Annotated in this window: 12 protein-coding genes; all 12 read right to left on the bottom strand. The window is 43.4% G+C overall.

What is annotated here, in order from left to right; genetic code table 11:
• Positions 1 to 17: 17 nt before the first annotated feature.
• Positions 18 to 1709, bottom strand: a complete 1692-nt coding sequence (locus ACLOAU_RS16620; protein ID WP_427863026.1) for a RagB/SusD family nutrient uptake outer membrane protein — start codon at positions 1707 to 1709, stop codon at positions 18 to 20.
• Between the two features lie 21 nt (positions 1710 to 1730).
• Positions 1731 to 4592, bottom strand: coding sequence for a SusC/RagA family TonB-linked outer membrane protein (locus ACLOAU_RS16615; protein WP_427863025.1), 2862 nt, complete (start codon positions 4590 to 4592; stop codon positions 1731 to 1733).
• Between the two features lie 36 nt (positions 4593 to 4628).
• Positions 4629 to 6563 (bottom strand): RagB/SusD family nutrient uptake outer membrane protein, encoded by a 1935-nt coding sequence (locus tag ACLOAU_RS16610; protein ID WP_427863024.1) that lies wholly within the window; start codon positions 6561 to 6563, stop codon positions 4629 to 4631.
• 51 nt (positions 6564 to 6614) lie between these two features.
• Positions 6615 to 10031, bottom strand: a complete 3417-nt coding sequence (locus ACLOAU_RS16605) for a SusC/RagA family TonB-linked outer membrane protein (RefSeq protein WP_427863023.1) — start codon at positions 10029 to 10031, stop codon at positions 6615 to 6617.
• Positions 10032 to 11107: 1076 nt separating this feature from the next.
• Positions 11108 to 12307, bottom strand: coding sequence for an acyltransferase family protein (locus ACLOAU_RS16600; RefSeq protein WP_427863022.1), 1200 nt, complete (start codon positions 12305 to 12307; stop codon positions 11108 to 11110).
• Between the two features lie 4 nt (positions 12308 to 12311).
• On the bottom strand, positions 12312 to 13097 hold the full coding sequence (locus ACLOAU_RS16595; protein ID WP_427863021.1) for a ThuA domain-containing protein: 786 nt from the start codon (positions 13095 to 13097) through the stop codon (positions 12312 to 12314).
• A gap of 60 nt (positions 13098 to 13157) precedes the next feature.
• Positions 13158 to 13922 carry a ThuA domain-containing protein gene (locus tag ACLOAU_RS16590; protein ID WP_427863020.1) on the bottom strand — a complete coding sequence of 255 codons (765 nt, stop codon included), beginning with the start codon at positions 13920 to 13922 and terminating at the stop codon, positions 13158 to 13160.
• 31 nt (positions 13923 to 13953) lie between these two features.
• Positions 13954 to 15735, bottom strand: coding sequence for a glycoside hydrolase family 9 protein (locus ACLOAU_RS16585; protein ID WP_427863019.1), 1782 nt, complete (start codon positions 15733 to 15735; stop codon positions 13954 to 13956).
• 1 nt (position 15736) lies between these two features.
• The gene (locus ACLOAU_RS16580; protein ID WP_427863018.1) at positions 15737 to 17173 is read right to left on the bottom strand and encodes a glycoside hydrolase family 30 protein; all 1437 of its coding nucleotides are present in this window, start codon (positions 17171 to 17173) and stop codon (positions 15737 to 15739) included.
• A 44-nt stretch (positions 17174 to 17217) separates the two neighbouring features.
• Positions 17218 to 18660: a glycoside hydrolase family 30 protein gene (locus ACLOAU_RS16575; protein WP_427863017.1), complete on the bottom strand. Its 1443-nt coding sequence runs from the start codon at positions 18658 to 18660 to the stop codon at positions 17218 to 17220.
• Positions 18661 to 18745: 85 nt separating this feature from the next.
• Positions 18746 to 20494, bottom strand: coding sequence for a cellulase family glycosylhydrolase (locus ACLOAU_RS16570; protein ID WP_427863016.1), 1749 nt, complete (start codon positions 20492 to 20494; stop codon positions 18746 to 18748).
• Between the two features lie 375 nt (positions 20495 to 20869).
• On the bottom strand, positions 20870 to 23776 hold the full coding sequence (locus ACLOAU_RS16565) for a triple tyrosine motif-containing protein (RefSeq protein WP_427863015.1): 2907 nt from the start codon (positions 23774 to 23776) through the stop codon (positions 20870 to 20872).
• Positions 23777 to 23841 lie beyond the last annotated feature (65 nt).

The raw sequence follows: 23841 nt of genomic DNA, 5'->3' as shown, positions 1-23841 counted from the left end.
AAATTTATACTTAACGGTTACCATCCTGGATTTTGTGTCCAACCGGTTTTAACAATTTCATCCTGTGGAATAGGATACCAATCCATTTTAGGATCGAATTTGCGGTCTTCTAATTTGTTGACCTGGTAGGTAAATGTGGTACCCGTTTTAGTTATTTTGATCCGGTTTACAGGCTGGTTAAAATAGGTGCTTCCCTTTTTCCAGCGTCGTACATCCCAAAGGCGCTGGTCTTCGTAAGCCATTTCTACATTACGCTCATGTTCGATACTGGCCTGGTTTAACTGGCTTGAAGTAAGTGCGGGCATGGCCGACCTTGCACGTACCAGGTTGAGGGCCTGCAAGGCTGTTAACGAAGCACCTGAGGGCTTACCATCGGCTCCATACGCGTTAAAAGCAGCTTCAGCATAATCCAATAATAGTTGCCCATACCGGAAATAGGCCCAGGTGTGAACCGCGCTGGTATTGGTTACAAGATTGATAGAAGGATTTACCCATTTCTTTAAATAATAACCCGTTTTAGTAGCATTCAATTTGGGAAATCCGGCCGCTCCCCCATCAAAGGTTTCAATGACAGCGCCCGAGAAACTGGTATTATTTAAGATAACCGTATTATTTAAACGCGGGTCCCTGTTGGCATAGGGATTGGCAGCATCATCTGCATTCAACCAGCTAAACGGCCGGGAGCCGGTTACCGCTCCCGAACCATCTTTGATCAGTACTTCAAACTGGTCGACCAGGTTTTGTGTGGGAGTTACGCTGTTTCCGTTAGCTCCCTGGAAGCTGATCGGGAAGTTGGCATACTCTACCGAGTTGGTATTACCATATTGCCTGAAGAAGATCATTTCTTTTGAGGTGAGTGCATTGGCGCCAAATACACTGTTATAATTGGCGTCGAGCGTGTAGGCATTTAGTGCAATAACATCGTTGAAAGCTTTTGCAGCGTCTTCCCAGGTAGCCGTAGTGCCGGCACCTTTAAACAGCGGGCTTGCGGCGTACAGTAATGCCTTTGCTTTCAGGGTTTTGATAGCGCCGTAAGTTACACGACCTACATCGTACCAGGAGTAACTACTTAAGTTTTGCGGGATAATAGCTGAAGCAGCATCACACAGCTCTACAATGTATTTCACACATTCATCCAGCGTATTCCTGGGTACATTCTTCCAATCCTCCGATTTATATTCGAAGGCATCCCTTAAAACAGGAACGCCCCCATACCGTTTAATGAGCTCCAGGTAAAAGTAAGCCTTCAGGAAGAGCACTTCCCCTTCCATAAACTTCACATTATTGCGTGCATTGAAATAGGGAGTGGAATCGCTGGTCACAATCCGGTTTTTGATATATTCAATATCTGCCTTATCCTTATTTTTCAGGTAAAGATTGGCCGCACGAATCGCATTAAAATTTTTACTCCACACATCATCCGGATTAACGTATTGGTTCCATACCCCCTGGTTAAATACATTCGACAGGTCCGTTACGTTAGTGGCTTCGGCATTGTCGGTAATGGCTTCATAGCTAAGCGAGGCCAAACCATTGGGAAGATAGCTATAAACGTTCCATACGGCCTGTTGTGCATAGTTATAATTGGTATAAAACTGGTCGGAGGGAATAAAGGCATCTACCCTGTTTACTGTCATGAAATCTTTTTCACAGGAAGAAAGAAGCAGTACAGTGGCTAAAAGCTGAACGATTAATTTATTTCTTTTCATGGCTGATAATTCAACGTTGTTCTAAAATTTTACATTAAATCCAAAATCTACCACACTGGTCACGGGATAACCCATTGACAGGTTTTCAGGCTCCAGTCCGTCGATCTTATTGGACACAAACAAATTGGTTCCATTGGCAAATACGCGTATGGCGCCCACCTTCTTTAATACACCCGTCTGCGGAATGGTATATCCCAATTCGATACTGCGCAGCTTAAAGAAATTGCCATTGCGGAACCAGAAATCGGCACCCATATTATTGTTTAGATTGGCCAGAGTGGACAGCCTGGGAGAAGTAGCTGTAGCAGCTGTTTCGGGAGTCCAGGCATTGTTGGAGAATGCAGAAATATTATTATTGTTGACGAACGGATGTGTGTAGTTATAGGCAGCTCCCAGCATGCTGATGGTACGGTTCATTACCCCCTGTACAAAAGCGCTGAAATCAAATCCTTTGTAATTGAAGCCCAGGTTGAATCCCAATGTAATTTCAGGTACGCTATTATATCCCCAGGGCGCACGATCGTATTCATTGATCACACCATTACCATCGAGGTCTTTAAATTTCAGATCACCGGGCCTTACCTGTGTATAAGAAGAATTGGTGATACCCTGTTTGAGGTTGCCGTTTGCTTCAAAGTCTGATGCCTGGTAAAAGCCGTCAAATACCAACCCCTTAACCTGTCCAATAGCAAATCCTCTTTCGTAAAGGCGATCGGAAGGTTGTGCGGTTTCTGATTTCTCCATGATCTTATTTCTGGCAAAAGTGGCAGTGCCCGTAATAAAGTATTTGAATTCGTTAACCTGGTTATTGTAGGTAAGCGCTGCTTCAAAACCTTTATTATCTACTTTACCCGTATTCAGGTAAGGCAGGTTGAAGCCTGTATAGGCTGCTACATTGGCATAAGGGATCTCATAAATACCGCTGCGTGTTTCGCTAAAAACATCAATGGTTGCAGACAACTTGTTCCATAGGGTGGCCTCAACTCCTAAGTTTAAGGTTTTCTTTAACTCCCATGTAGCATCTGGGTTTGCAAAAGCACCGATGGCCATACCTCCGCGCCCGGTATTGCTGGTGCCGGTAATCCAGCCCGATGCTCCGCCGGCCCGTTCCTGGTACAGGAAGCGGTAGGCATCATTAATACTACCGGCGCTACCATAAGAGGCCCGCAATTTCAGGAAGTTGATCACTTCGTTATTCTTTAGAAAATTTTCATTAGATAATATCCATCCTGCACTTAATGCAGGGAAGAAACCGTACTTATTTCCGGGAGCGAAATCGGCAGACCCCATATAAGACGAGCTAAAGTCAAGGATGTACCTTTTATCATAGTCGTAGGTAAAGTTGCCTGCTATCCCCTGTACCCTTACCGCGTAGGTCTGGCCGATACGGGTATAGTTTACCCGCCTGCCCAGCACTACCCCGCTCAATGTGTTTTTGCCAAAGCTGCGGTTATAATCTAATCCGGCCTGAAAAGTGTTGCGGTTCCAATGCCCGTTTCCGCTCTCGTTAGTAGTTTGAGGTGTGTTAGTGCCAATAGTACGATAGGTTGGATTACCGGTTCCGTCTAAGATGGGCTGATCATTATTATCTTTCAGCAATTCGTAAGACATAACAGAATATAATGTTTGCCGTGTACCGGTGTATTGGTTATTAAATGATACGCCACCAATTGCTGCCAGGCCCGGAGTGATCAGGTCCAGTTTTTCACGTAGTTTAAAATTGGTTTGGATGGTACGGGTGTGTGCGCTGTATATACCATTTTGTTGCAACAGCTGTATTGGATTGAAATTGTATACTGAGCTGTTGCCCCAGGTACCGTTAGGATTTTTTACCGGAAAGGCAGCAGCCGGAATACGCATGAGGTTATCGAATACCTGCGAAGCCGTAAAGCCTGAGGGAGTATTGCGATCTTCGATAATACCTGACACATTCGCCGCTACATACAAACTTTTTGTTAAATCTAATTCTACGTTTGCTCTTAAATTGATCTTACTGTATTTGGCATTGGTTCCAAAATCTTTATTGATAGCAGTGGCATTTTTATATAAGCCGTCGTAGTTCATATAATCCATTAAAACGAAGTACCGGGCTGTTCGGTTACCGCCTCTGAAAGACAGGTTATAATTCTGAATGGTTGAATTTTTCTTCAGCAGTTCGTCGTACCAGTTTACATTGGGATGAAACGGATCATTGGACGCTTTATACAAATCAGGATTAGGATATTTTTGAGGAAGTCCGTCATTCGCCAATGCCTGGTTATACAACCTCGTATAATCATAGGCATTCATTACTTCGGGCAGGTTTACCGGCGTTTGTATACCATAACGGGCATTGATGGTTAACTCATTTTTGGATGATACCCTTCCTTTTTTCGTAGCTACATTAATAACACCGGAAGCGCCTTGTAAACCGTACATGGCGGTTGCTGCTGCATCTTTTAAAAGCGTAATCGACTCTATTTCGTAAGGCGAAAACGCGCTGAGAGCACTCAGGTCTACCTGGAAGCCGTCCAACAAAATCAACTGTTGAGCGGCACCACTATTCCAGGTGGTTCTACCCCGCATAAACAGGTTAGGATTATCATATCCCGGCTCGCCCGAACCTGTGTTGACAGTAAGTCCCGGAATGCGGCCCTGTAGCGTATTTAATAAGTTGCCTGAGAACATTTTTTCAAGCTCCTTGCCTGAAAGTGTAAAAGTAGCCGCGGTGTTTCTCCAGTTCTTTTCTTTACGTAAACCAAGGTCCACCAGGCGGTTTAATTCCGTGCTGTCTTTAAATTGCTCCTGGCTGGTTCCGTCTGCAGTAGCTGTTTGTGCCTTGGCAACACCCACACTGCATAACCAACCCAATAAAGCAAGCAGAGGTCTATATTTTTGTATCATTTGATATTAAATTAGAATTGTGTAAATGTTTACCGATTACCAACCGGGGTTTTGTCCCAACCAGGATGCACCGTCTCCTAAATAGTTGTTGCTTACCTGTGCATTAGGAAAAGGGAGGTAATAGTATTTTTTGGGCCAAACCCTGTTCATAAATGAAACAATCTTCCAGTTGCGTTGAAGCGTACCGGAGCTGTTGTTGGCCCTGGTTTGAAAACCGTGTAAGGCTACGTTGAGGGTAGCATAAGCTTTTAACCAGCGCTGCAAATCATTCAACCGGTGTCCCTCGTAAGACAATTCAACAGACCTCTCGTTTTGTATGGCTTCCCTGAAAGCTTCTACAGATGCGGGATTTTTGTCGGGCATACCGGCCCTTTTACGGATCATATTCAGATAGGTAGTCGGTAGTCCGGCGGGTCCGGCATACTCATTCATGGCTTCGGCGTAGTTCAGGTAAAATTCTGCCAGGCGAAAAATGGTCCAGGCAAAATTGCGATCATCGCGGTTGTTGATACGGGCTACATACTTATAAGTTTCCAATGCATAACCATCTTCACCGGCATCGCTACGCCCATAATCTGTAGTAGGAGACTTACCTCCATCCCCTATATAATAGGGAATGGTACCGATCTGGCTGTTATACCACATGCCGTCATAAGCAAATGTTTGATAAAACCTTGGATCTAAATTCTGTTCCTGGATCCAGGTGGTAAAGTCATTTCCGGTTGCGGTCAATGGTACCGTCCATTTGGTGCCATCTCTTTTTTCATATAGTTGGGCAAATTCAATGGGTACATTATTTTTAACCGCCCAGGCTCCCATTCTTACTTTTGACATCAGGTATTTACCGAACAACCACCCGTTGTTGGCTACCCACATGTGAGCGGTGTTTACCAGGATCAGCTCGCTGTTCGCATATACATTAAACACAGCTTCATAATCACCCAACCCTTCGAAATTATCAGTTCTGGGCGTAGTTTCAGCCTTTCCGGTCTGGTACAGTGCGCCACCGGCAGCAAGAGCAGCATCAATAACATCTTTTGATGCATCAGCTGCAAGCTTCCAACGTTCTTTATCATAATTAGGATAAGCCAGCACTGAATCCCGGCCATCGCCATAACGGGCTTCTGCAATTTCAGCCGCCATATTTGAAGGCGTATTGTATAACGGACTGGCCACATATAATAACATACGGGCTTTGAGCGCTTTGGCAGCAACGCTGGTAACGCGGCCAAAATCAGCAGGTCCCCATGTAGCCGGCAGTAAAGCGGCAGCCTTATCGCACCAGCTAACAATACTATCCGTTACCGTTTTTACGGCACTGCGACGTACATCGAGTTGCTTGGTGCCATCTAATGGTTCTACAACAATAGGGATACCACCGTATTGGCGAAACAGCTCAAAGTGCTGGAAGGCGCGACAAAATAAAGCCTGGCCCTTTACCTGGTCCTTCCATAACTGGGAAGCATCGCTTACTTCGTCGATCTTTTTTAAAATAATATTGGCCTGGCGAATACCCGAGTAGTGGCTGCCAAACCCGCCCCGGTCTACGTTTCCATCGGCGGTTTGGTTACCGGTAGTATAAGCTGCTGCATTATTCGTTAAACCTACCCAGCTATAGGTTGGATATATATAATAAACGGCATCGGTCAACATATCCGGGCGTGGCATTTCGTTACCATTGTCGCGGGGAAACCAGGAAGGAATACAAAGATTATACATCCTTGCTACGGCCATATCGGCATTAATTTGTGTGCTGAATACGGTGTCTACTGTAAAAGTGCCGCCATTAGGTTTCTCCAGGAAATCCTTATTACAGCTCATACTTATTAAGGAAGCTCCTATGATAACAACTGCTGTCCAAAGCAGGTGTTTCGCTTTCATTTTTGCCGGCAAATCATCCGATCCGGAACTAATACCCAAGCTGCCTTTGTTTATAAAATTGTTATGCGGATTATATATGTTTCGTTTCATTTGCTAAGTTTAAAAATCAGACAATCGTTTTTTGACAGGACTTTTACCCTTTTAAAAATTCAGGTTGATACCCATGTTGTAAGTCTTGTACAGGGGGTATCCCTGGTTCCCGAGATTCTCCGGATCCCCCCAGATCTTCGCCTTTGACCAGGTGTACAGATTGTCGCCATTCACATAAATACGGGCCGATTTCACTCCTAAACGTGTCATAAAAGCTTTTGTAAGCGTGTAACCGATAGTCATATTTTGTAGCCGTGTATAGGAAGTGTTGACCAGGAAATAAGTGTTACCGGCGTTTTCTGCACCAAACCCGGAAGCGCCTTTATCGTAACTGGGTGAAGGAAAAAGTATTTTTTCACCGCTGTTGTAACGATCCAGGCTAAAGCGATACATATCTACTTCAAACAGCGCCTGCTGTTTGTCGAAGTGATAGGTGTTCATAGCGCCCCTGGCTACGCCTGCCATGCCTGCAAAAAGAGCTGACACATCGAATCCTTTTACGCGGAATCCTACCGTTACTCCATAGCTGTAAATGGGAGCAGTTGAATACCCCTGCCTTACGCGGTCTTTTTCATTGATCAGTCCATCTCCATTCACATCTATAAGGCGAATATCGCCAGGCTGTAAAGCACGTCCACCAAAGCCAAGGTCTTTTACATACACGGGATTGCCATTGATATCGGTATAAGGGCTGCCGTCTTTTAAAGCCCGTACAGGTTGAGAAAGAATAGGATTACCATTACCATCCATAGCATACAACTGCGACCAGGAAGTGTACAGCCCATCAGCCGTTAGCAACAGTTGCTGGCCATTAGGTCTGCCCGTGGAAGCCTGGTACTCTAAACCCGGGAATACTGCTTCATCGCGGTAGATAATTTCATTTCTTTGAATAGCGCCATTGGCATTTACAAAGAGGTTGAATGCGCCGATGTTTTCATTGTACCGCACTTCGAAATTATGCCCCCAGCTTTTTACTTTACCCAGGTTATAAGGAGGCAGGTTTGCAGCAACAATAGCCGGAACGGTTCCCCGGTAAGAAAGAATATTGGAACGGTTCCTGATAAAATATTCATAGGTTACCGAGAGCTTGCTCCTGAAAAAACGCGTATCCAGCGCCAGGTTTATTTCCTTCGATACTTCCCAGGTTACATTCGGATTTCCTAATGCGGCTTCATCTACCCCATTGATGTAACGGGCTGTATTGCGATCGCCGAAAGTATATCCTGTATTATTTTTCCAGGTATCCGGTAAATACAGGTACCGGGCTCCGCCAATTCGGTCATTACCTACTTCTCCATAAGATCCACGCAGTTTCAGGAAATTGAGTATATCATTTTTCTGGTAAAATTTTTCATTGCTTATGATCCAGGATCCGGAATAAGACGGAAATAATCCATAACGTTTACCTTCAGGAAAATTTTCTGACCCGTTATAAGTAACGGCATATTCAAAAAGATATTTGCCATTATAGTTATAGCCCAATCGCCCTGTTGTACCCTGGTAGCCTGCGGGTAATTGAAATTGCAGGTTGGGATCGAAGCGCTTCTCCCTGTTTGCCAGTAACATACCGGCGATAGCATGTTTGCCAAAGCTGCGGTTATAATTAATAGTGCCCTCTAAATACATTTTACGCCATTTACCCAGGAAAAAATCGGCATTGATGCTGGGCGGCTGTAGTTCGTTACGCTGGGATAAAATAGGATCGAGCGGATCGCCATTCGGATTGGGACGCATATCATATAATAGAGGCAGGTAACGCCCATAACTTCTGCTGGCAAAATAACTGTCGTACGATCCGATTACACGCACCTGTAAACCAGGGGTAATTTTATCGAGTTTATAAGTTGCATTGATGGCCGAGTTTAAAATGCTGTTATTGGTTTTATTCCAGTAGTTCGAATTCTCTGTTGCATACATAGGGTTATATCGGTCATCGCCATTGGCGCTCAGCGGAACCACATATTTACCATTTACCAGGCCCGGCGAACTCATAGGAAAAGCCCATAAAATTCTTTTCTCCCAGATATAAGCGTCATTATCCATTCCGCCGATGGTTACGAACTGTGTACCCAGGTTCAGTTCGATTTTAAAATCTTCAGTTACATCAAAGTCCAGGTTGCCACGCAGGTTATATCGCTTCTTGTTAAACTGCATATCTTTATCATAGGCCATATAGTCGGTACGGAATAAGCCATCCTGGCTTAAGTAGCCTAACGATACAAAATACCGCATGGCCTTGCTGCCTCCCCGCATGTTTACATTAGCCTGGGAGGTGCTGGTAGCATCTCTGAACAGCATTTTTTTCCAGTCCGTATCCGGGTGAAAGTAAGGATCATACCAGGGATTACGTTCTCCGTTTGCTAAAGTAGGTGTATGGGCGTTTTGAAAATAACGAAGGTCATTGTCACTAAAATTGATAGCCCCATCAGTGCGCCAGTTGGCGTCACGTTTCCTTACAAAGTCCTCCCAGGTTTTTATATCCGGATCCTTTGCATGTTTTACCCAGTAATCGCCCAAAGCCTGTTCATTCAACAAGGTGGCATATTCATAAGAATTAACAAAGCGGGGTAAATTAGTAAAAGAAGATCGCGCGGTTTGACCGGTAAAGTTAATCGAAGGCGCTGTGCTGTTCTGGCCACGTTTAGTAGTAATTAAAATAACACCGTTTGCACCTCTTACACCAAAAACCGAAGTAGCGGCTGCATCTTTTAAAATGCTGATGTTCTCTACTTCATTAGGGTCGATATCATCGTAGGTATCCCGGGCAATTCCATCTACCATTATGAGTGGGGCTGTTTGACCTGTATAGGTACCCGTACCGCGAATGTTTAAAGAAGCTCCATCCGAACCCGGCTTACCCGAGCTCTGGATGGCTACCAGGCCGGCCAGCTGGCCCTTTAATGCAGTACTGATATTGGGTACCGGTGCTTTTACCAGCTCAGCGCCGGACACCGTACTTACAGAAGAGGTTAAAAATTCTCTGCGCTGGCGGCCATAACCTACGTTAATGATTACCGCATTTAAACTATCCTCCACCGTTCGCATTACTACATCAATACGGCTTCTCCCCTGAACGGGTATTTCCTGGCTGGTATAGCCAACATAAGAAAATACCAGGGTGGCGGTTTCATTTACACTAGATAATGAATACTGCCCTGAAGAATTGGTGGCTGTTCCTATGCGGGTATCTTTTATAGTTACCGTAACGTCGCTCAATGCAATACCCGAGGTATCGGTAACACGGCCTACTATATCCAGCAACCGAAAGGGGGTTTTAAGTTTGATTTTGGATATTGAAGGCGGAATGGGTCCGCCATTTATTTTGATCACCTCATTTTTAGCATGAACCTCCTGAATGCCGGAGACAGCAGTCAATAATGCCAGCGATGAAAGAAAAATCAGGAAGAACCCATGGGGCTCCCTTTTTGTTTTTCGCTTTTTTAAATCAGCATACACCTTATAAAACATAATTTCCTTTGTTTGTAGTTGTAAAGTGATTCTTTACATTTTTTGTTAAAAGTTTAGCTTAAGCAATGCAAATGTTCTGCGCCAAGCAGAACCGTGGTTAATCTGAATGCAATTCATTTTTGGTTTTTTCTCATTTTCTCAATTTTGATTTATTAATGGCAGTTCTTATCGTGCACCTAAAACTGACAGCCTGACCCTTGACTCCGATCAACAGCCGGCTAACCCGATCAGGTTCAGGCTACTTATTTCCTGGTTGTAGACTCGAAATTTTAAACAAGCAATTAATACCGGGCTTTAATTTGTTTTAAGAGGATATTTTTCCCCGGCACCTCCTTTTCCACAATTCAGTTTAATCAGTTAATTTTTGTTTGCGGGATTATATCGGTATCATCTTTTTCATACAAAAAATATGGTGCAAGCGTTGTTGTACCCGGTAATCATTTCCATTCTTACCATTAATTAATCCATCGGGAAAAAGCATTGGTATTACCAGTTTATGACAAAGCACCATCGTTAAAAATCAGATACAAATTTGGTTTTCCAGAGGCCCGTTTCCAAAAAAAGCACTACGTTAAAAATACGTTAATGGAAAATTTAATTATTGATTATCAATTTTTTATGTCAATGAGTGCGCTTTTCTGACTACGTTTTGGTATTTTCTGCTCGTCTTCGTTTTCCATAACTAATTTCCTGCCTTGTATGTAGGAGGATCGTGCTCGTGTAGATTGAAAGCTATCGTTTTTAATACATTTCGCTTTCAGACATCATATGTTAATTATAACGAGCAATTGACAAGAGTCAGAATGCAGCAATAAGATATTACCGGTCACATCGATAAAAACAATGGTTTAAAAAGTAGTCATCGATACCCGGCGTTCCTATAATCTTTAAAGACGGTAATACTTCTCTAAACTATCCATGTCACTTTAGCAGGCAAGCTTCGGCAATTTGAAACTATCGGAACCTGCTTCGTAGAAAACGATGGCTTAATAACTCCTTTAAATAGTAAAACCCTAGCGGGTACTCAGATCCGTCAGGGCTTTACCAGGTTTGCTGTTAAACACAAAGCTGCTATATCATAACTTCAGCTTAATATAAATTTTTGATAATACATGTGCCAGCAATACCATCAAAACGGTCCAGCAAATGGAACCTCCGATAGCCAATGTCATATTTTCGCTTTGTTTATAAAAAAACAGGGGAATGCCCCAACCCCAACAGGCAAAATATATAAGATCCGGGGCTAAATACGTGGTCAACGAATTACGGCCGGCTATATTAAAAAGAGCAGCCCACTTGGTTTTATTTAATATATCGGTACAATAATATACAAGAGCAAATAGCAGTATGCTGATACCATTGCAAAGCATGGCCCAGCTGGGCGTACCCTGAATCTTGGAAATAATAAACCAATTGCGGAGTATAAAACCGCCGACAAGTGACAGGGCTCCCATTACTATGAGCCATTTTAATAACTGGTTCTTTTGTTCCTGTAGCTTTTTGACTAATATACCAATGGTTAAACCAGCCAGCACAATAGAAGGCACATTACCATTAAGCACTACTCCGAATATCCTGTTCGCGGAGCCTCCTATATGTACTATGCCTGATTGGGACAATATGTTCAGAACAACAAACACAGCCCATGATATAACCGCCAAACCCAATCGATCCCCTATCAGCAAATAAACTAAGGCTGCGGTAAGATATCCCCAACCGATGAGCCCCAATATGCCCCACCAGCCCGTTTCCAGCCATTTTACATCCTCAGCGGATCCGGCTTTGAAAATAGTAACCAGGTATATTAGTCCCGCAAGTCCAATGAATTGCAGTGCTACAAATAATGGTTTTAATTCCTTTTTACGGGGATATGTATTCCATACGAGGAATACACTTATATACATCAGTACTTTCCATAATAGCCCGGGCATACCTGTTAAAGCTTCATTGACCCTGCTGCCATTCAGCATCAAAATGCCAATGCTCAATAAACTGGCGGAGCGAAATAAAACATGCAATAACAATTTAAATCGTGTATCGCCTTTTTTCTTCCGGGCTGCCATAGCATAGGGAATAGAAAGGCCTGCCATAAACAGGAAGCCGGGAAATACCCAATCCGCTAATCCCATACCATCTGTTTCTGCTTTGGTATGAACCATCCACGATGGAACACCCGGTTCAAAAAGGTCGTTAACAAATAACATCAGGCAGAGGGTTATACCCCGCATAATATCGATTGAGAAGACCCTGCCGGAAGATAGAGTGGTTTGAGTCATGGTTTTACTTTTTAAATGGATCTCCTTTTTTATCACTGGCTGCTACCCATCGAAAAGCATCTATAATTAATTTGTTTTGCGTAGCATCGGAGAAAATATTGTCACCATGCCCCATGTTGAGGTAGATCATACGGTAGTCTGTATTGGTCCAAACCACCGGGGTGTCTCCATCGGGCAAAATATCTTTAAGTCCTAATGGATAGTTATCAACTGATAAGCTGGCCAGTACTTTTACTTTTTTATTTTCACGCGGGCTGGGTTTCCACTGGTACCATTCATTTAACGGAGCAATGAAAGTAGCAGGCAACGCTTTTGTTACCGGATGTTTATTGTCTTCAATCACCAGTTTGGCTGGTAAGGGAGGCCAGCTGTTACGGTTAAATACACTTCCTCCCAGGAAGTTTACAAACCAGGGCCAGTTGGTGCTGCGGTCATTGTAGGCAGCTACATGAAAACCAAACCATCCGCCACCATTTTCCATGTATTGTTCAAAAGCTTTTCGTTGTTCGGCACTGTGAGGAAAATCATTGATCATCATTAGCAGCTGGTAATCTTTTATCTTTTCATGGGTAAGATCGGACATACTGCTGGTGGTATCAAATACAAAACCATTCCCGATAGTCAATCCTTTAAAAAATTTTATTGCATCATCGGCAAACTCCACATGAGCACGTTCTACATGTTTATTATAAAAAGCAAGTACTTTAAAACGTGGATAACGCTGTGCCTCTGCAATAATGGAGACGCTTAGCAAAGCAATGGTTACAATCCATGAAATTCTTGTTTTCATTTTGATGTCTGTATTTAAATTGAATGGATAATTAGTTTTGGTTTCCAAAAAGGACCTGACTTATTTCTTTAATCCCCATGCGATAGCATTGGCAAACATTTTAGTAAAAGCAGGTGTGGTTACCAGCGAAGCGCTATGCCCGATCAGGAAATATACATTTTTCGCTTTCTTTTTGCCATTACTCCAGATAACAGGGTGATCGCCCATTTTGATATCGGATGCGGGTTGATAACTGGTCTCATCTACGGTTGCCAGTACTTTTACATTATTGCGTGGATTTTTATCGAAGGTATACCACTCATCATCTGGAATGGAAAATATACGCGGCAATCCTTTCATCACCGGATGGGTGGAAGCTTCTACCCACACATTTCCTGTAGCTTTTTTAGCTATATAAGATTTGAACCGGATACCGCCCATGAAATCAGAGAACCAGTTCCACATAGGATAGCCATCAAATTCTCCCAGCAAGGTGGCATGATGAAAACCGATCCAGGAACCCTGGCCCTGGTCAATATACCTTTCAAAAGCAGCCATTGTTTGGGGTGTCCAGTTATAGGGAGGATAATTGAGTTGTATAAAAAGCCGGTAAGCGCTTAAAGAGTCATTTTCTATTTCGCGCGGGTGGTTAATTACTTTTAGCTCGAATTGGTGCTTCTCAGAAAAGTCCTTTAGCCAATCTAATGCCGCAGCAACAAAACCTTCATGCCCTCCTCCCCGCTCGGTTAATACCAGAACTTTGGCTTTGACCGGTGGCTCCGGGCGAGCCGCTTTTATTTCAGTAAGCAACAGGCCCCAGAAAAGAAGGGTAAGCAATGTTTTCATTTATTTAAGTTTTGTTGAAAAGAAATGCGCACTATTTTTTACGCGGCGCCAAAGCTGTAACAGCCTGCAAAAACCAGCCGGTATGCGGGATCCATTGCTCGCTCCATCGCCATTCGTTTCCGTTATCCTCTATTTTAAAATCGATGCCTGTTCCATCTGCAATGCCATCCTTACCTGTGATTCCATTGGATATGCCACCTTCGCCAGACCCGTGGCCATACATCGAAGCCATATAAGGCACGTTTTTGTGACCATAGCCATACATCATACACATGCCATAAGGATTTTTCCCCAGTATCCACGAAACCTGGTTGAATGCATACTTTATAATCCCAGGTTGAACGCCCCATTCATTGTTAGCCGGGTACACCAGGCGACCGCCTGATACCATCGCCGCTGTTAAAGATGCCAGCCGGGCATCCTCGCCCTGCCACCACCAGCCGCTTTCATTGTCGTGCGGGATAAAAAAGCCTGATCGGACAAAACCACCTAAACTGAAATGCTGACGGGCATAACCGAAGGGATTGATCACACCTGCCGTTACACTCAGGTTATAGTCTATTGCCGTTTTAATGGTTGCCAATGCGCGCTTCCGCAGGTTCACAACATTTTCAATATCCAGGTAACGTACCAATGCCACAACCGGTAAACCCGCATCAGCAGCATGCCAGAAAGGTCTGTTTTTATCATCGGCTATAAAATAGCCTGTCGAGGATAAGCGCTTGCTCAGGTTAATAGCCCTTTGCCTTGCTTCTGCCTGATAAATTGGTTTGCCGGTAGCTATCCATAGCTCGCTGGCAGCCATGAGTGCACAGTAGTCGTCGATGATATTATCTTTGCCGTCATCGGCATACTTTAAGCTGTTAATAGCTACATGTGCAAATGCCCGTTCGGCTCCTGCAAGATATTGAGCTGAAGTATAATCCCTGTTCTTTTTCCATTTGGATATTCTTGCCAGAGCCGCAATAGCCATTCCTGCACCCTCCCGCCATGCGCATTGATAATCAGAGGTTGTTTTGCTATCGGCCAAAAGGCCCACTACCCGTCTTTCTTCCGGATCTTTTTTGAAATAAGAAAACAGCGTCATATAAAAATAGCCTTCTTCAGCAAGCGATCGTAGCAAATAATCAGCTCCATATAAAGCTTCGTCTTTAAATGCGTCTTCAATGCCGGCCGTCTGCAGGAAACCCGTCAGCTGTTCGGCTGTATTAATAAAGGACCAGGTAACCATCGGTATTTGCTGGGGTAGCATAAAATTGGTGTAGGCCAGGTGGGAGAAGTACTTGCTTACATCGCCCGAAGCATCACACCAGCCGCCCCTGAGATCCACCCTTTTATCCGATCCGTACAATAATACATGCTGATCAGCGTCGAGCTCTTCGGGGGAATTTGCTCTCTGGTGCTGAAAGAATTTCAGGATAGCCGGGATGGTTATATCCGGCAATGCACGAGGTTGAATGGAGAAATGATATGAGCTGTCCACATTTCCATCGAATCTTACAACCAGGTAGTAAGTTCCCGGCGTTTTGAAAGCAGAAAAATCGGCAACAGTATACCAATCATTGGCGGACCAGTCTTTTACCTGTTGTGAAGCTTGCAATAAACCACTAAACACTGTTTTCCGGCTGTTCTTTTCTAGCAGCTCAAAACGGGCATGACGGTTAACCGGGCTACCTGTTTTGAGAATGCCGGTTTTATAACCGTTTTGTTCATAAGCCACCTGGTTAACAAAGATCTCAACGGGACCAGCACTCGCATAGACAAGACAGGAGCTCAAAACATAAAAAATAAATGCGGCTACAGTATTTTTCATGTTAAAGGGTGATCGTTTGAATAGAATGTGCCGGAGACTGAATTTCGACAGCTTTATTCGCTATCCATAAATTATAGGCCATTGCCTCATTGCCTTTATTCATTACAATAACGGCAATGGTTCCGTCGGGGTTTTTAAAAGCTGTCGTTAGCAAATTGGTGCGGTTTACCGAGGCAATAATGCGTTCGGCGCCGGGTCTTATAAATTTCGAAAAATGGCCGATATAGTAATAAGCATTCGTATAAATCAGTTCGTTGGTTTTTGTATTGGCATGCACCGGTGCAAAACAAAAATTGCCCACATGATTAGGACCCCCGTTTTCATCCAATAATATGTTCCAGTCCGTCCATGCAACCGTTCCTGCATTAAAATCATTGATCATGGAAATCCCGTATCGCTCTCCCAGGCTCCAGTTATTGATGCTATCCATAGAAAATTTCTCTTTGCAACCTTCAGTAAAGATCAGGTTCTTGGAAGGAAATGCCTCGGCTGTTCTTTTCAGGTTGTCAAACATCATATCGCTTCCTGTCCAGGTTTCGTACCAGTGAAAGCCGATACCCCAGACATATTTGGCAACGGCCGGGTCTTTTAAAGTAACGCTGGCCCGTTGATATATAAGATCGCGGTTATGGTCCCATATAATTAGTTTTTTATCGCCCATGCCTGCCTTTTGCAAAGCGGGTCCCAGGGCTGTTTTGATAAAAGCGGCTTCATCTTCGGCCGTGTAAATACAGCTTTCCCAACGTTGTGTAGCCATGGGTTCGTTTTGTACGGAAAGGCCCCAAACAGGAACGCCTTCCTTCTTTAGTGCGTTGATGTATTTAATATAATAATTAGCCCAGGGTTGATAATATTGTTTTAATAATTTACCTCCTGTAAGCATATTATTATTGTTCTTCATCCAGGCGGGTGGGCTCCAGGGACTGACATATAAATTCAGCCTGCCACCGGTAGCAGCCATAGCTTGTTTGATCATCGGGATCTTAAACTGCTTATCGTGCGCTATATCAAAACTCTTCAATGTGATGTCGTTATCTTTTACATAGGTATACATGTCGCTCGAAAAATCACAGCTGTTGATATTGGTTCTTGCCAGCGAATAACCAATACCATTGCTTAAATCATAATAGGCTGTCAACAATTCCTGCTGCTTATCTTTTGAGAGTTTGGCAAAGGTCTCCGCCGAAGCGTCGGTAATAGCACCTCCGATACCTACAAATTTTTGAAAGGTTTTAAAAGGGTCTACAAAAACGCAAACTTCAGTTTCTTTGGGTTGTTCCATTGGTGAAAACCCCTTACCAGACACGGTTTGAGCAATCCTTTCTTTTGCATTTTCTGCAGTGGTAAAAACATTAATCGTTCTTTCAGACAGCGGCGCCTTTTGTGCATTTGCAGCCAGGCATACAAAGGCTGTACATAGTGAGATCCATTTGCTCATAAAAATATTTATTGCTGATGTAATAAAAGTTGAGTTTTGATGTGCTACCAAACTATTGTGGCAACCGTGTTGGCTGTAATGGTATAGGAGGCCTGTTGACCATTAAAATTGATGCTAAAAGCTTTATCCATGTTCTGCTCATTGAGTACCACTAGTACTTTCTTTCCCTGCGGAGTTACAAATGCAACATTGGATAAGCCGTCCAGCTCAGTGCTCGAAACGCGCCTGGATCCATCCGGTACAAACTTCGATGCATGTGCAATAATGTAATAGCCTACATTCCGGTTTACCTGGTCGCCGTTAATGGTTAAGGCGCCTTTGCACTGTGTACAGCCGCCTGGCGTATGAGGCTTATAGGCCGGGTCGCTGGCCAGGTTCCACTCCAGGGCCACGCGGCTCCAGTTTTTCATGGTTCCTATAACTACATTTTTGATATGCCATTTCAGATCCCCATTGAAATGGCTCGTAGAGCCGGTCCATTGTTCCGTAAAGTAGAGGTTTTTATCGGGATGTGCGTTATACACCTGGCTCATCGCATTTACATTTCCTGCATACAGGTGAAAGGCCGAGCCATCTATATATTTTTTGGCTTCCGGATCATTGAGTATACTGATGGGATAATCTGGTCTGTCGAGGTTATGATCGTATAAAATAATTTTTGTTTTGATATCAGCAGCTTTAAAAGCGGGTCCCAATGCTTCTTTGATAAAATCTCTTTGCTGGTCGGCAAGCATCAATAAGCTTGGATTATTACCCGGGTGCAACGGCTCGTTCTGAATGGTGAGGGCGTCAATAGTAATCCCTTCCGCTTTCATAGCCTGTATATATTTTACAAAGTACCGGGCGTACGATTCATGATATTCTCTCTTCAAACTTCCGCCCTTGGTAGCACCGTTATCCTTCATCCAGGCCGGCGGGCTCCAGGGCGATGCCAGTATTTTGATTTTAGGATTAATGGCCAGGATGCTTTTTAATACCGGTATCAGATCTTTTTTATCTGGGGCGATGCTGAATTGATCCTGTTGCACATCGGTTTGTCCTGCAGGCAGATCATTGTAACTAAAAGCTGCCGGGTCAAGATCGGATGCCCCAACACTCACACGCAGGTAGCTAATACTGATGCTATTTTCGTCATTGCCGAAAAGCTCCCGCAGCAAAGCAGCCTTTACAGAAGAATTAAGCTGGTTGATCAGGCTGGCGCTGCCTCCGGTGAGTGTATATCCAAAACCGTCTATTCCCTGAAATGCCTGGGCACTATCTACCTGTATGGCAGCGCTGGTGGCTGTGCCGGGTACAAAACGAAGCGTATTGGCTTTTTTTAGCAGGACTGAGGAGTCTGATTTGGTTATCCAAACAGCTAAACTACCGTCACCCGCAAACGATGGTGGTGACGCGCTGCCTCCCGGATGAGCTGATTTATTGCATTGCGCATAAATAGAGACCAATGCTATCAAACTAAAAGCCGTTATATTCCGTTTATAATTCATACAGTTTATTTAAATTATTGTTGTTATCGAATGCCGGCATAACAGTACTGGCTTTGTAAACAACCATGGTGTAAATAGGGTGGTTTTACCTGGATGCGCCAGACACCGTGAAATCAATCCATTCAAAACCTCCCTTTTCTACATATATCTTTAACCGGTGTATTCCTTTTGTTAATCGCACTGATGGGATTTTGGTGCTACTCCATTTTTTCGCTGATGTAACCGGCAGATCAATCCTTGCCAGTTTTTTTTCATCACCCAAAATGGTTACAGCACCACGGGCACTGTCTGACCGGGTACGAAAAACAAACTGGTAATTACCCGTGTTTTTAACCGACACAGTGTATTGAAGCCACTCACCCTCTTCGATATGAAAAATATAAGTGTCATCGTTTTCCCGTTTAATATCAACGCCATCATTCCGGTAGGTCCAACCCCGGTTACCTGCAGTGTTAATACCCGGAGTATAATGATAGCTGGCTGTATCCGTATCGAAATAAGCCACCCCTTGTGCCCCCATATCAAAATCTATAGCTTTAATAGTTGTAGCGCCCCTACTTAGTTCGTGCTTTTTAAAAGGTACAGCTATATTGGATTGCACCTGCCTGAACATCGCATCGGCAACATCTGCATGAAATATATTATTCTCCAGTGCTGTATTGTGTAGCCATTCATCCAGGATATCCCAGGCTTCTTCCTCAGACAGCTTAGGCCCTTTACCCGACCAATCAGCCAATAAGCGGTTATAGCCTTCGGGCTTTTTTATTTCAAAAGGATTATTAATATTCATTTTCTTATGTTGCCACCAGGCCCATCCAATACCATTTTCTTCTGATAGTTTTATAGCCTCTCTAAACCAGGTATTCGAATTCTCTCCCGATTCGCCCAGCCATATAGGAATATTATATTCATCCCGAAGATCGAGGAAATGCTGAATGGCTTTCGGGGTATTAAAATTTCCATACTTGTGAAAACTTAGGGCCATATTGTTATCCCATGGAGGAAGCATACCCCTGTAATTATTGCCGAAACCATTGCCTTCAATAATAATCAGGTGTTTTTGATCAACGGCTCTTATAGCCCGGGTAATATCTTGTGACAATATTTTCAAAGGACCATTTTGCTGCTCACTGGTGCCACGTGTATCTTTTTCATCCTGGAATCCCCAGTTGGTTTCGTTCAGGATATCGTATCCACCGATCCAGGGTTCTGATGCATAACGTTCAGCCAGCTTTTTCCACAAGGCAATGGTCTTTTTCCGGTTGGCTTCACTTTGCCACAACGAGGGCTTAGATGGATCCCGGTCGGCAATAGCCAGGTCATTGCCCTGGCCGCCAGGCGCTGCATGCAGGTCGAGGATCAGGTATATTTTATTGACGGCACACCATTTTAATAAACTATCTGTGAGTGCAAAACCTTTTTCCAACCAGGTATCGCTTCCGGCAATTGGTTCCTTTTCTACCGGTAGCGTGTATAACGCATAATGCATGGGAAGCCTGATGGAGTTAAAGCCTAAAACGGCCAATGCGTCGATATCCTTCTTAGTGGTATGCGTTGCCAGCCAGCGCTCATAAAACTCCGCAGCTTTCTCCGCACCAACAGAGGCTTCAATTTTTTCCCGGATGCGGTATTGTTGGCCTAAAGAGCTTAAGCCATACATATAGCCTTCCTGCAACATCCAGCCACCAAGGCCCATTCCCCTTAGAATAACTTCCTTACCAGTTTCGTCTACTATTTTTTTATCATTCGCTTTTAAAAAGCCCTGGCCTGAAGAAGACAAAACTGACCAACTCATAGCCAACAGCATTAGTCCCCTGGCAAACTTTCTCATCATATCGTTAGATTTTATTACGGCTGTTTCTCTGAGACAACCACTTTTTACACTGTCTTTAATTTTTGGGATTACAATGGCACTACAATCAAAAAGAATAAAGACTATTTAGAGACTGCAAATTTGCCGGCCATTTCATGCTTTTCCAAAAAATCAGCTACGTCAAAAATGCTTCAGGAAAGAAAAAGCATATTGAAAACCAATATATTGCGTCATTATTTTTTATTTACGGGCCCGCCATTGATTCTGTTGATCATAAAGCCGGATCAAAACTATTTTTAGAATATCTACAAGCCGGGGTCTGTGGGCAGCTATTTAAAGCCGAAAAGGAATTCCGGATTTTGAGTCTCAATACAAGATTCGGATTAGTAGTTATTTCTATCCTTCTCCTTCAAAACGAATAAGGAAATCTGCCAGGTGTACGTCACCCGGCAGAAGAAATTTTTTACGTAATCGGAACCGGGCAGTTTCTACGCCGCGGACAGAAATATTCATCAATTGTGCTATTTCCTTGGTAGATATATTTAATTTCAGGTAAGCACAAAGCTTGAGATCATTGGCCGATAAGGATGGGTAACTGTCTTTTAAATGCTGCAGATAATTGTTATGCACCTTATCGAAATGAAAAGCAAACTGTTCCCACTCCTGTTGCTGATCCAGTTCTTTATCAATTGTTTTAATAATCTTTTGAAATTCCTTCCCTGATTTTTCGGTATCAGGCATGCTTTTATAAGATTGCAGGCTTTCTTTTAAAGTGGACATTACCTCAATTTTCCTTACGAGATTCATTGCAGAGGAGGCAAGCTCTTTATTGCGGTGGTCCAACTCTGATTGTAGCTTATCAGCCGTAAGCTGTATGATCTTCTTCTCATTTTCCTGCACTTCCAGTTCATGTCTCAACTCCAGGGTGCGCTGCTTTTCTTCATGCTCCCGCTTTTGTTGCAGTAATTTTTTCTGCTGATCTTTAAAATCACGTTGACGCTGGTATTTTAGGAGTAGCCAAAACAAGCTGATGCCTGCAAAAATGTATAAGATAATGGCCCACCAGGTTTGATACCAGGGCGGTAATACCACAAAACTGTAAGACACCGGGTCGGATTCTGTCTCACCTATCCTGCATTTTACCCTGAAGGTATATTTGCCCGCGGGAAGATTACTGAATTCCTTTTCCGTTTTTTCTCCCCAGGCGGACCATTGCTGATCGAATCCATCCAGCTTATAGCTGTATTCTACATCATCGGGGTGACTATATTCGAGAGCACTAAAGCTTAAAGTAATACCTGATTTGCTGTATTGAATCAAAGGGCTTGCGGTGCTGTCTATATATCCCCCATACAGTAAACTGTCGCTTTCATTGATCTGGGTTCTTACGCCCCTGATGAGCACCACCGGCTTCTTTCTCTTATTGTTATAGGACCTGAGGTTTAGATGAAAAAAACCTTTTTCGGCGGCTATAAAAACATTACTACTATCTATAACATTGATATGTTCAAAATTAACGGTGAATTTGTCCTCAAGTTCTGTAAAATAAGTTTTGCGGGAGAAACCGGAAGATTTATCGGCTACACCAATCCTCTTCCCCTGCGTAAACCATATATTTCCATACCGGTCTTCCTGCAGGTAATTGACCAGCGTTTTACCAAATATTTTCTCAAGGTATACCGAACGTATAAATTTATCTTTATTGCTATTGTATTCAAAAATGCCGTTATCATCTGCCAGGATCAGTTTACCTGCTATTTTGAATATGCGGTTATTATTGCTGCTGATGACTCTTTCTTTATCTGTATAGGTTTGTGCTACCAATTTTCCCTGTGCATCCGGTACTACCCGGTACACCCCTCTATATGGATGCCCTATCCAGATTACGCCATTATGCTGTACCACAAACCTGGCAGATTCGCTGGAGATGCCGCCAGGAATGCGTTTTATAGTTCCATCCGCTTCATCCAGAAAGCTGATATTGTTATAGGTGCCTGCCAATATTTGTTTTTTGTCTCCTTTACCATATGGCTGAAATCCCCAATAGCCAATACTGTTATCAATCAAAACTGCCTCGTCGTTGTTAACATAATAAGCGCCGGAAGCATGTGCGATAAACAATTTATTGTGAACAACTGAAAGTCCCCATACTTCACCTTTCGAATTTTTAACGAGCTCAAACTGACCATGGGTTCTGCTAATGTCGGGCTCCGTTGATAAAGGTGTTCGATATACACCTGCAGAAGTGCCCAGGTATAAATATTGATTATACACTGCAGAAGCAAAACCGGTGTTATGATTTTCTTTTTCAGGAAAAATATGTTTAATGGCATCGGTATAATTCACCACGTCTATGCCATTATCCAATCCCAGCCAGATATTACCTTCCCTGTCAGCTTTTATCGAAAGGGTGTTCTGGCTTTGCAGGCCTTCATTTATGGTAATTCTTTCGAGTAATTTCCCTTTTCCGTCCAACACATAACAACCACCCAGGCGGGTAGCAACCAGGAGATTTTTATCAGGCAATTGAAGTGCCTGGTATATACTTTTGGCCGCTATTTCTTTAATAGAAGGCGTTTCGAAAGCGGTGAGTCCTTTAGGATCAAGGATAAAAAAACCAAACTGTTGGGTGGCAATCAGCAGGGAGTCTGTACCAAATGGTATGATAGAACGAACGGCTGCGCCCGCAGGCAGTTGGTTTCCGAAAGGTACCGGTTTCCAATCCTTCCCATTCTCAAATAGCAAAAGTCCCTGGTTAGCATCGTGAGCTATAATATGTCTTCCGGCTTCACCCAGGAAAGACCAGTAATTACCGGCATATACCTTTATCTTGCCCTTATTAAGTAAAAACACTTTTGAGTTGATCCTGAAAAAAACGGAGTTGTCTTTCTCACAAATGTTCCAGACATCCGTAAATGTATTATCCTCCGGCGAAAGCAACGGATTTAATGAGTGATAAACCAGCCTCCCTTGCATATCAGCTTTGAAGTAGCCGATCTGCCCCTGGCCTCCAACATAAATATTGCCGTCCTTTGAAACCATAACCGAACGTAATGCAATGCCATTGGGTAAGCGGTAGGTTTGCCAATATACCCCGTCAAAAGTGAGCAGTCCATTATTATTGGCAAAGTACATTATACCTCTTTCATCCTGGTCAATGCCCCAGTTCTGGTTACCTCCCTTATATGATTTTTTTGAATAGTTTATGATGGATGGATTGCCTATTACATTTTGCCCGGTGCAAGGCAATGCCCCTATTAAAATGCAAAGCAGCAAGAAACCGTAATATTTGTAGTCAACCATTGGCTTAATTCTCAAACGATGGTAAATATATTCAATTCAGAAATCCGCTCCATATCCATTTATAA

Origin of the sequence: Paraniabella aurantiaca, assembly GCF_050309965.1 — a bacterium.
In the GTDB taxonomy this organism is placed as follows: domain Bacteria; phylum Bacteroidota; class Bacteroidia; order Chitinophagales; family Chitinophagaceae; genus Niabella.
This window is presented reverse-complemented; position numbering and strand designations above follow the sequence as displayed.

What these genes read in the sequence shown, in the direction of transcription:
- ACLOAU_RS16620 (WP_427863026.1), bottom strand. Translation starts at nt 1,709, where the DNA reads ATGAAAAGAAATAAATTAATCGTTCAGCTTTTAGCCACTGTACTGCTT.
- ACLOAU_RS16615 (WP_427863025.1), bottom strand. Translation starts at nt 4,592, where the DNA reads ATGATACAAAAATATAGACCTCTGCTTGCTTTATTGGGTTGGTTATGC.
- ACLOAU_RS16610 (WP_427863024.1), bottom strand. Translation starts at nt 6,563, where the DNA reads ATGAAACGAAACATATATAATCCGCATAACAATTTTATAAACAAAGGC.
- ACLOAU_RS16605 (WP_427863023.1), bottom strand. Translation starts at nt 10,031, where the DNA reads ATGTTTTATAAGGTGTATGCTGATTTAAAAAAGCGAAAAACAAAAAGG.
- ACLOAU_RS16600 (WP_427863022.1), bottom strand. Translation starts at nt 12,307, where the DNA reads ATGACTCAAACCACTCTATCTTCCGGCAGGGTCTTCTCAATCGATATT.
- ACLOAU_RS16595 (WP_427863021.1), bottom strand. Translation starts at nt 13,097, where the DNA reads ATGAAAACAAGAATTTCATGGATTGTAACCATTGCTTTGCTAAGCGTC.
- ACLOAU_RS16590 (WP_427863020.1), bottom strand. Translation starts at nt 13,922, where the DNA reads ATGAAAACATTGCTTACCCTTCTTTTCTGGGGCCTGTTGCTTACTGAA.
- ACLOAU_RS16585 (WP_427863019.1), bottom strand. Translation starts at nt 15,735, where the DNA reads ATGAAAAATACTGTAGCCGCATTTATTTTTTATGTTTTGAGCTCCTGT.
- ACLOAU_RS16580 (WP_427863018.1), bottom strand. Translation starts at nt 17,173, where the DNA reads ATGAGCAAATGGATCTCACTATGTACAGCCTTTGTATGCCTGGCTGCA.
- ACLOAU_RS16575 (WP_427863017.1), bottom strand. Translation starts at nt 18,660, where the DNA reads ATGAATTATAAACGGAATATAACGGCTTTTAGTTTGATAGCATTGGTC.
- ACLOAU_RS16570 (WP_427863016.1), bottom strand. Translation starts at nt 20,494, where the DNA reads ATGATGAGAAAGTTTGCCAGGGGACTAATGCTGTTGGCTATGAGTTGG.
- ACLOAU_RS16565 (WP_427863015.1), bottom strand. Translation starts at nt 23,776, where the DNA reads ATGGTTGACTACAAATATTACGGTTTCTTGCTGCTTTGCATTTTAATA.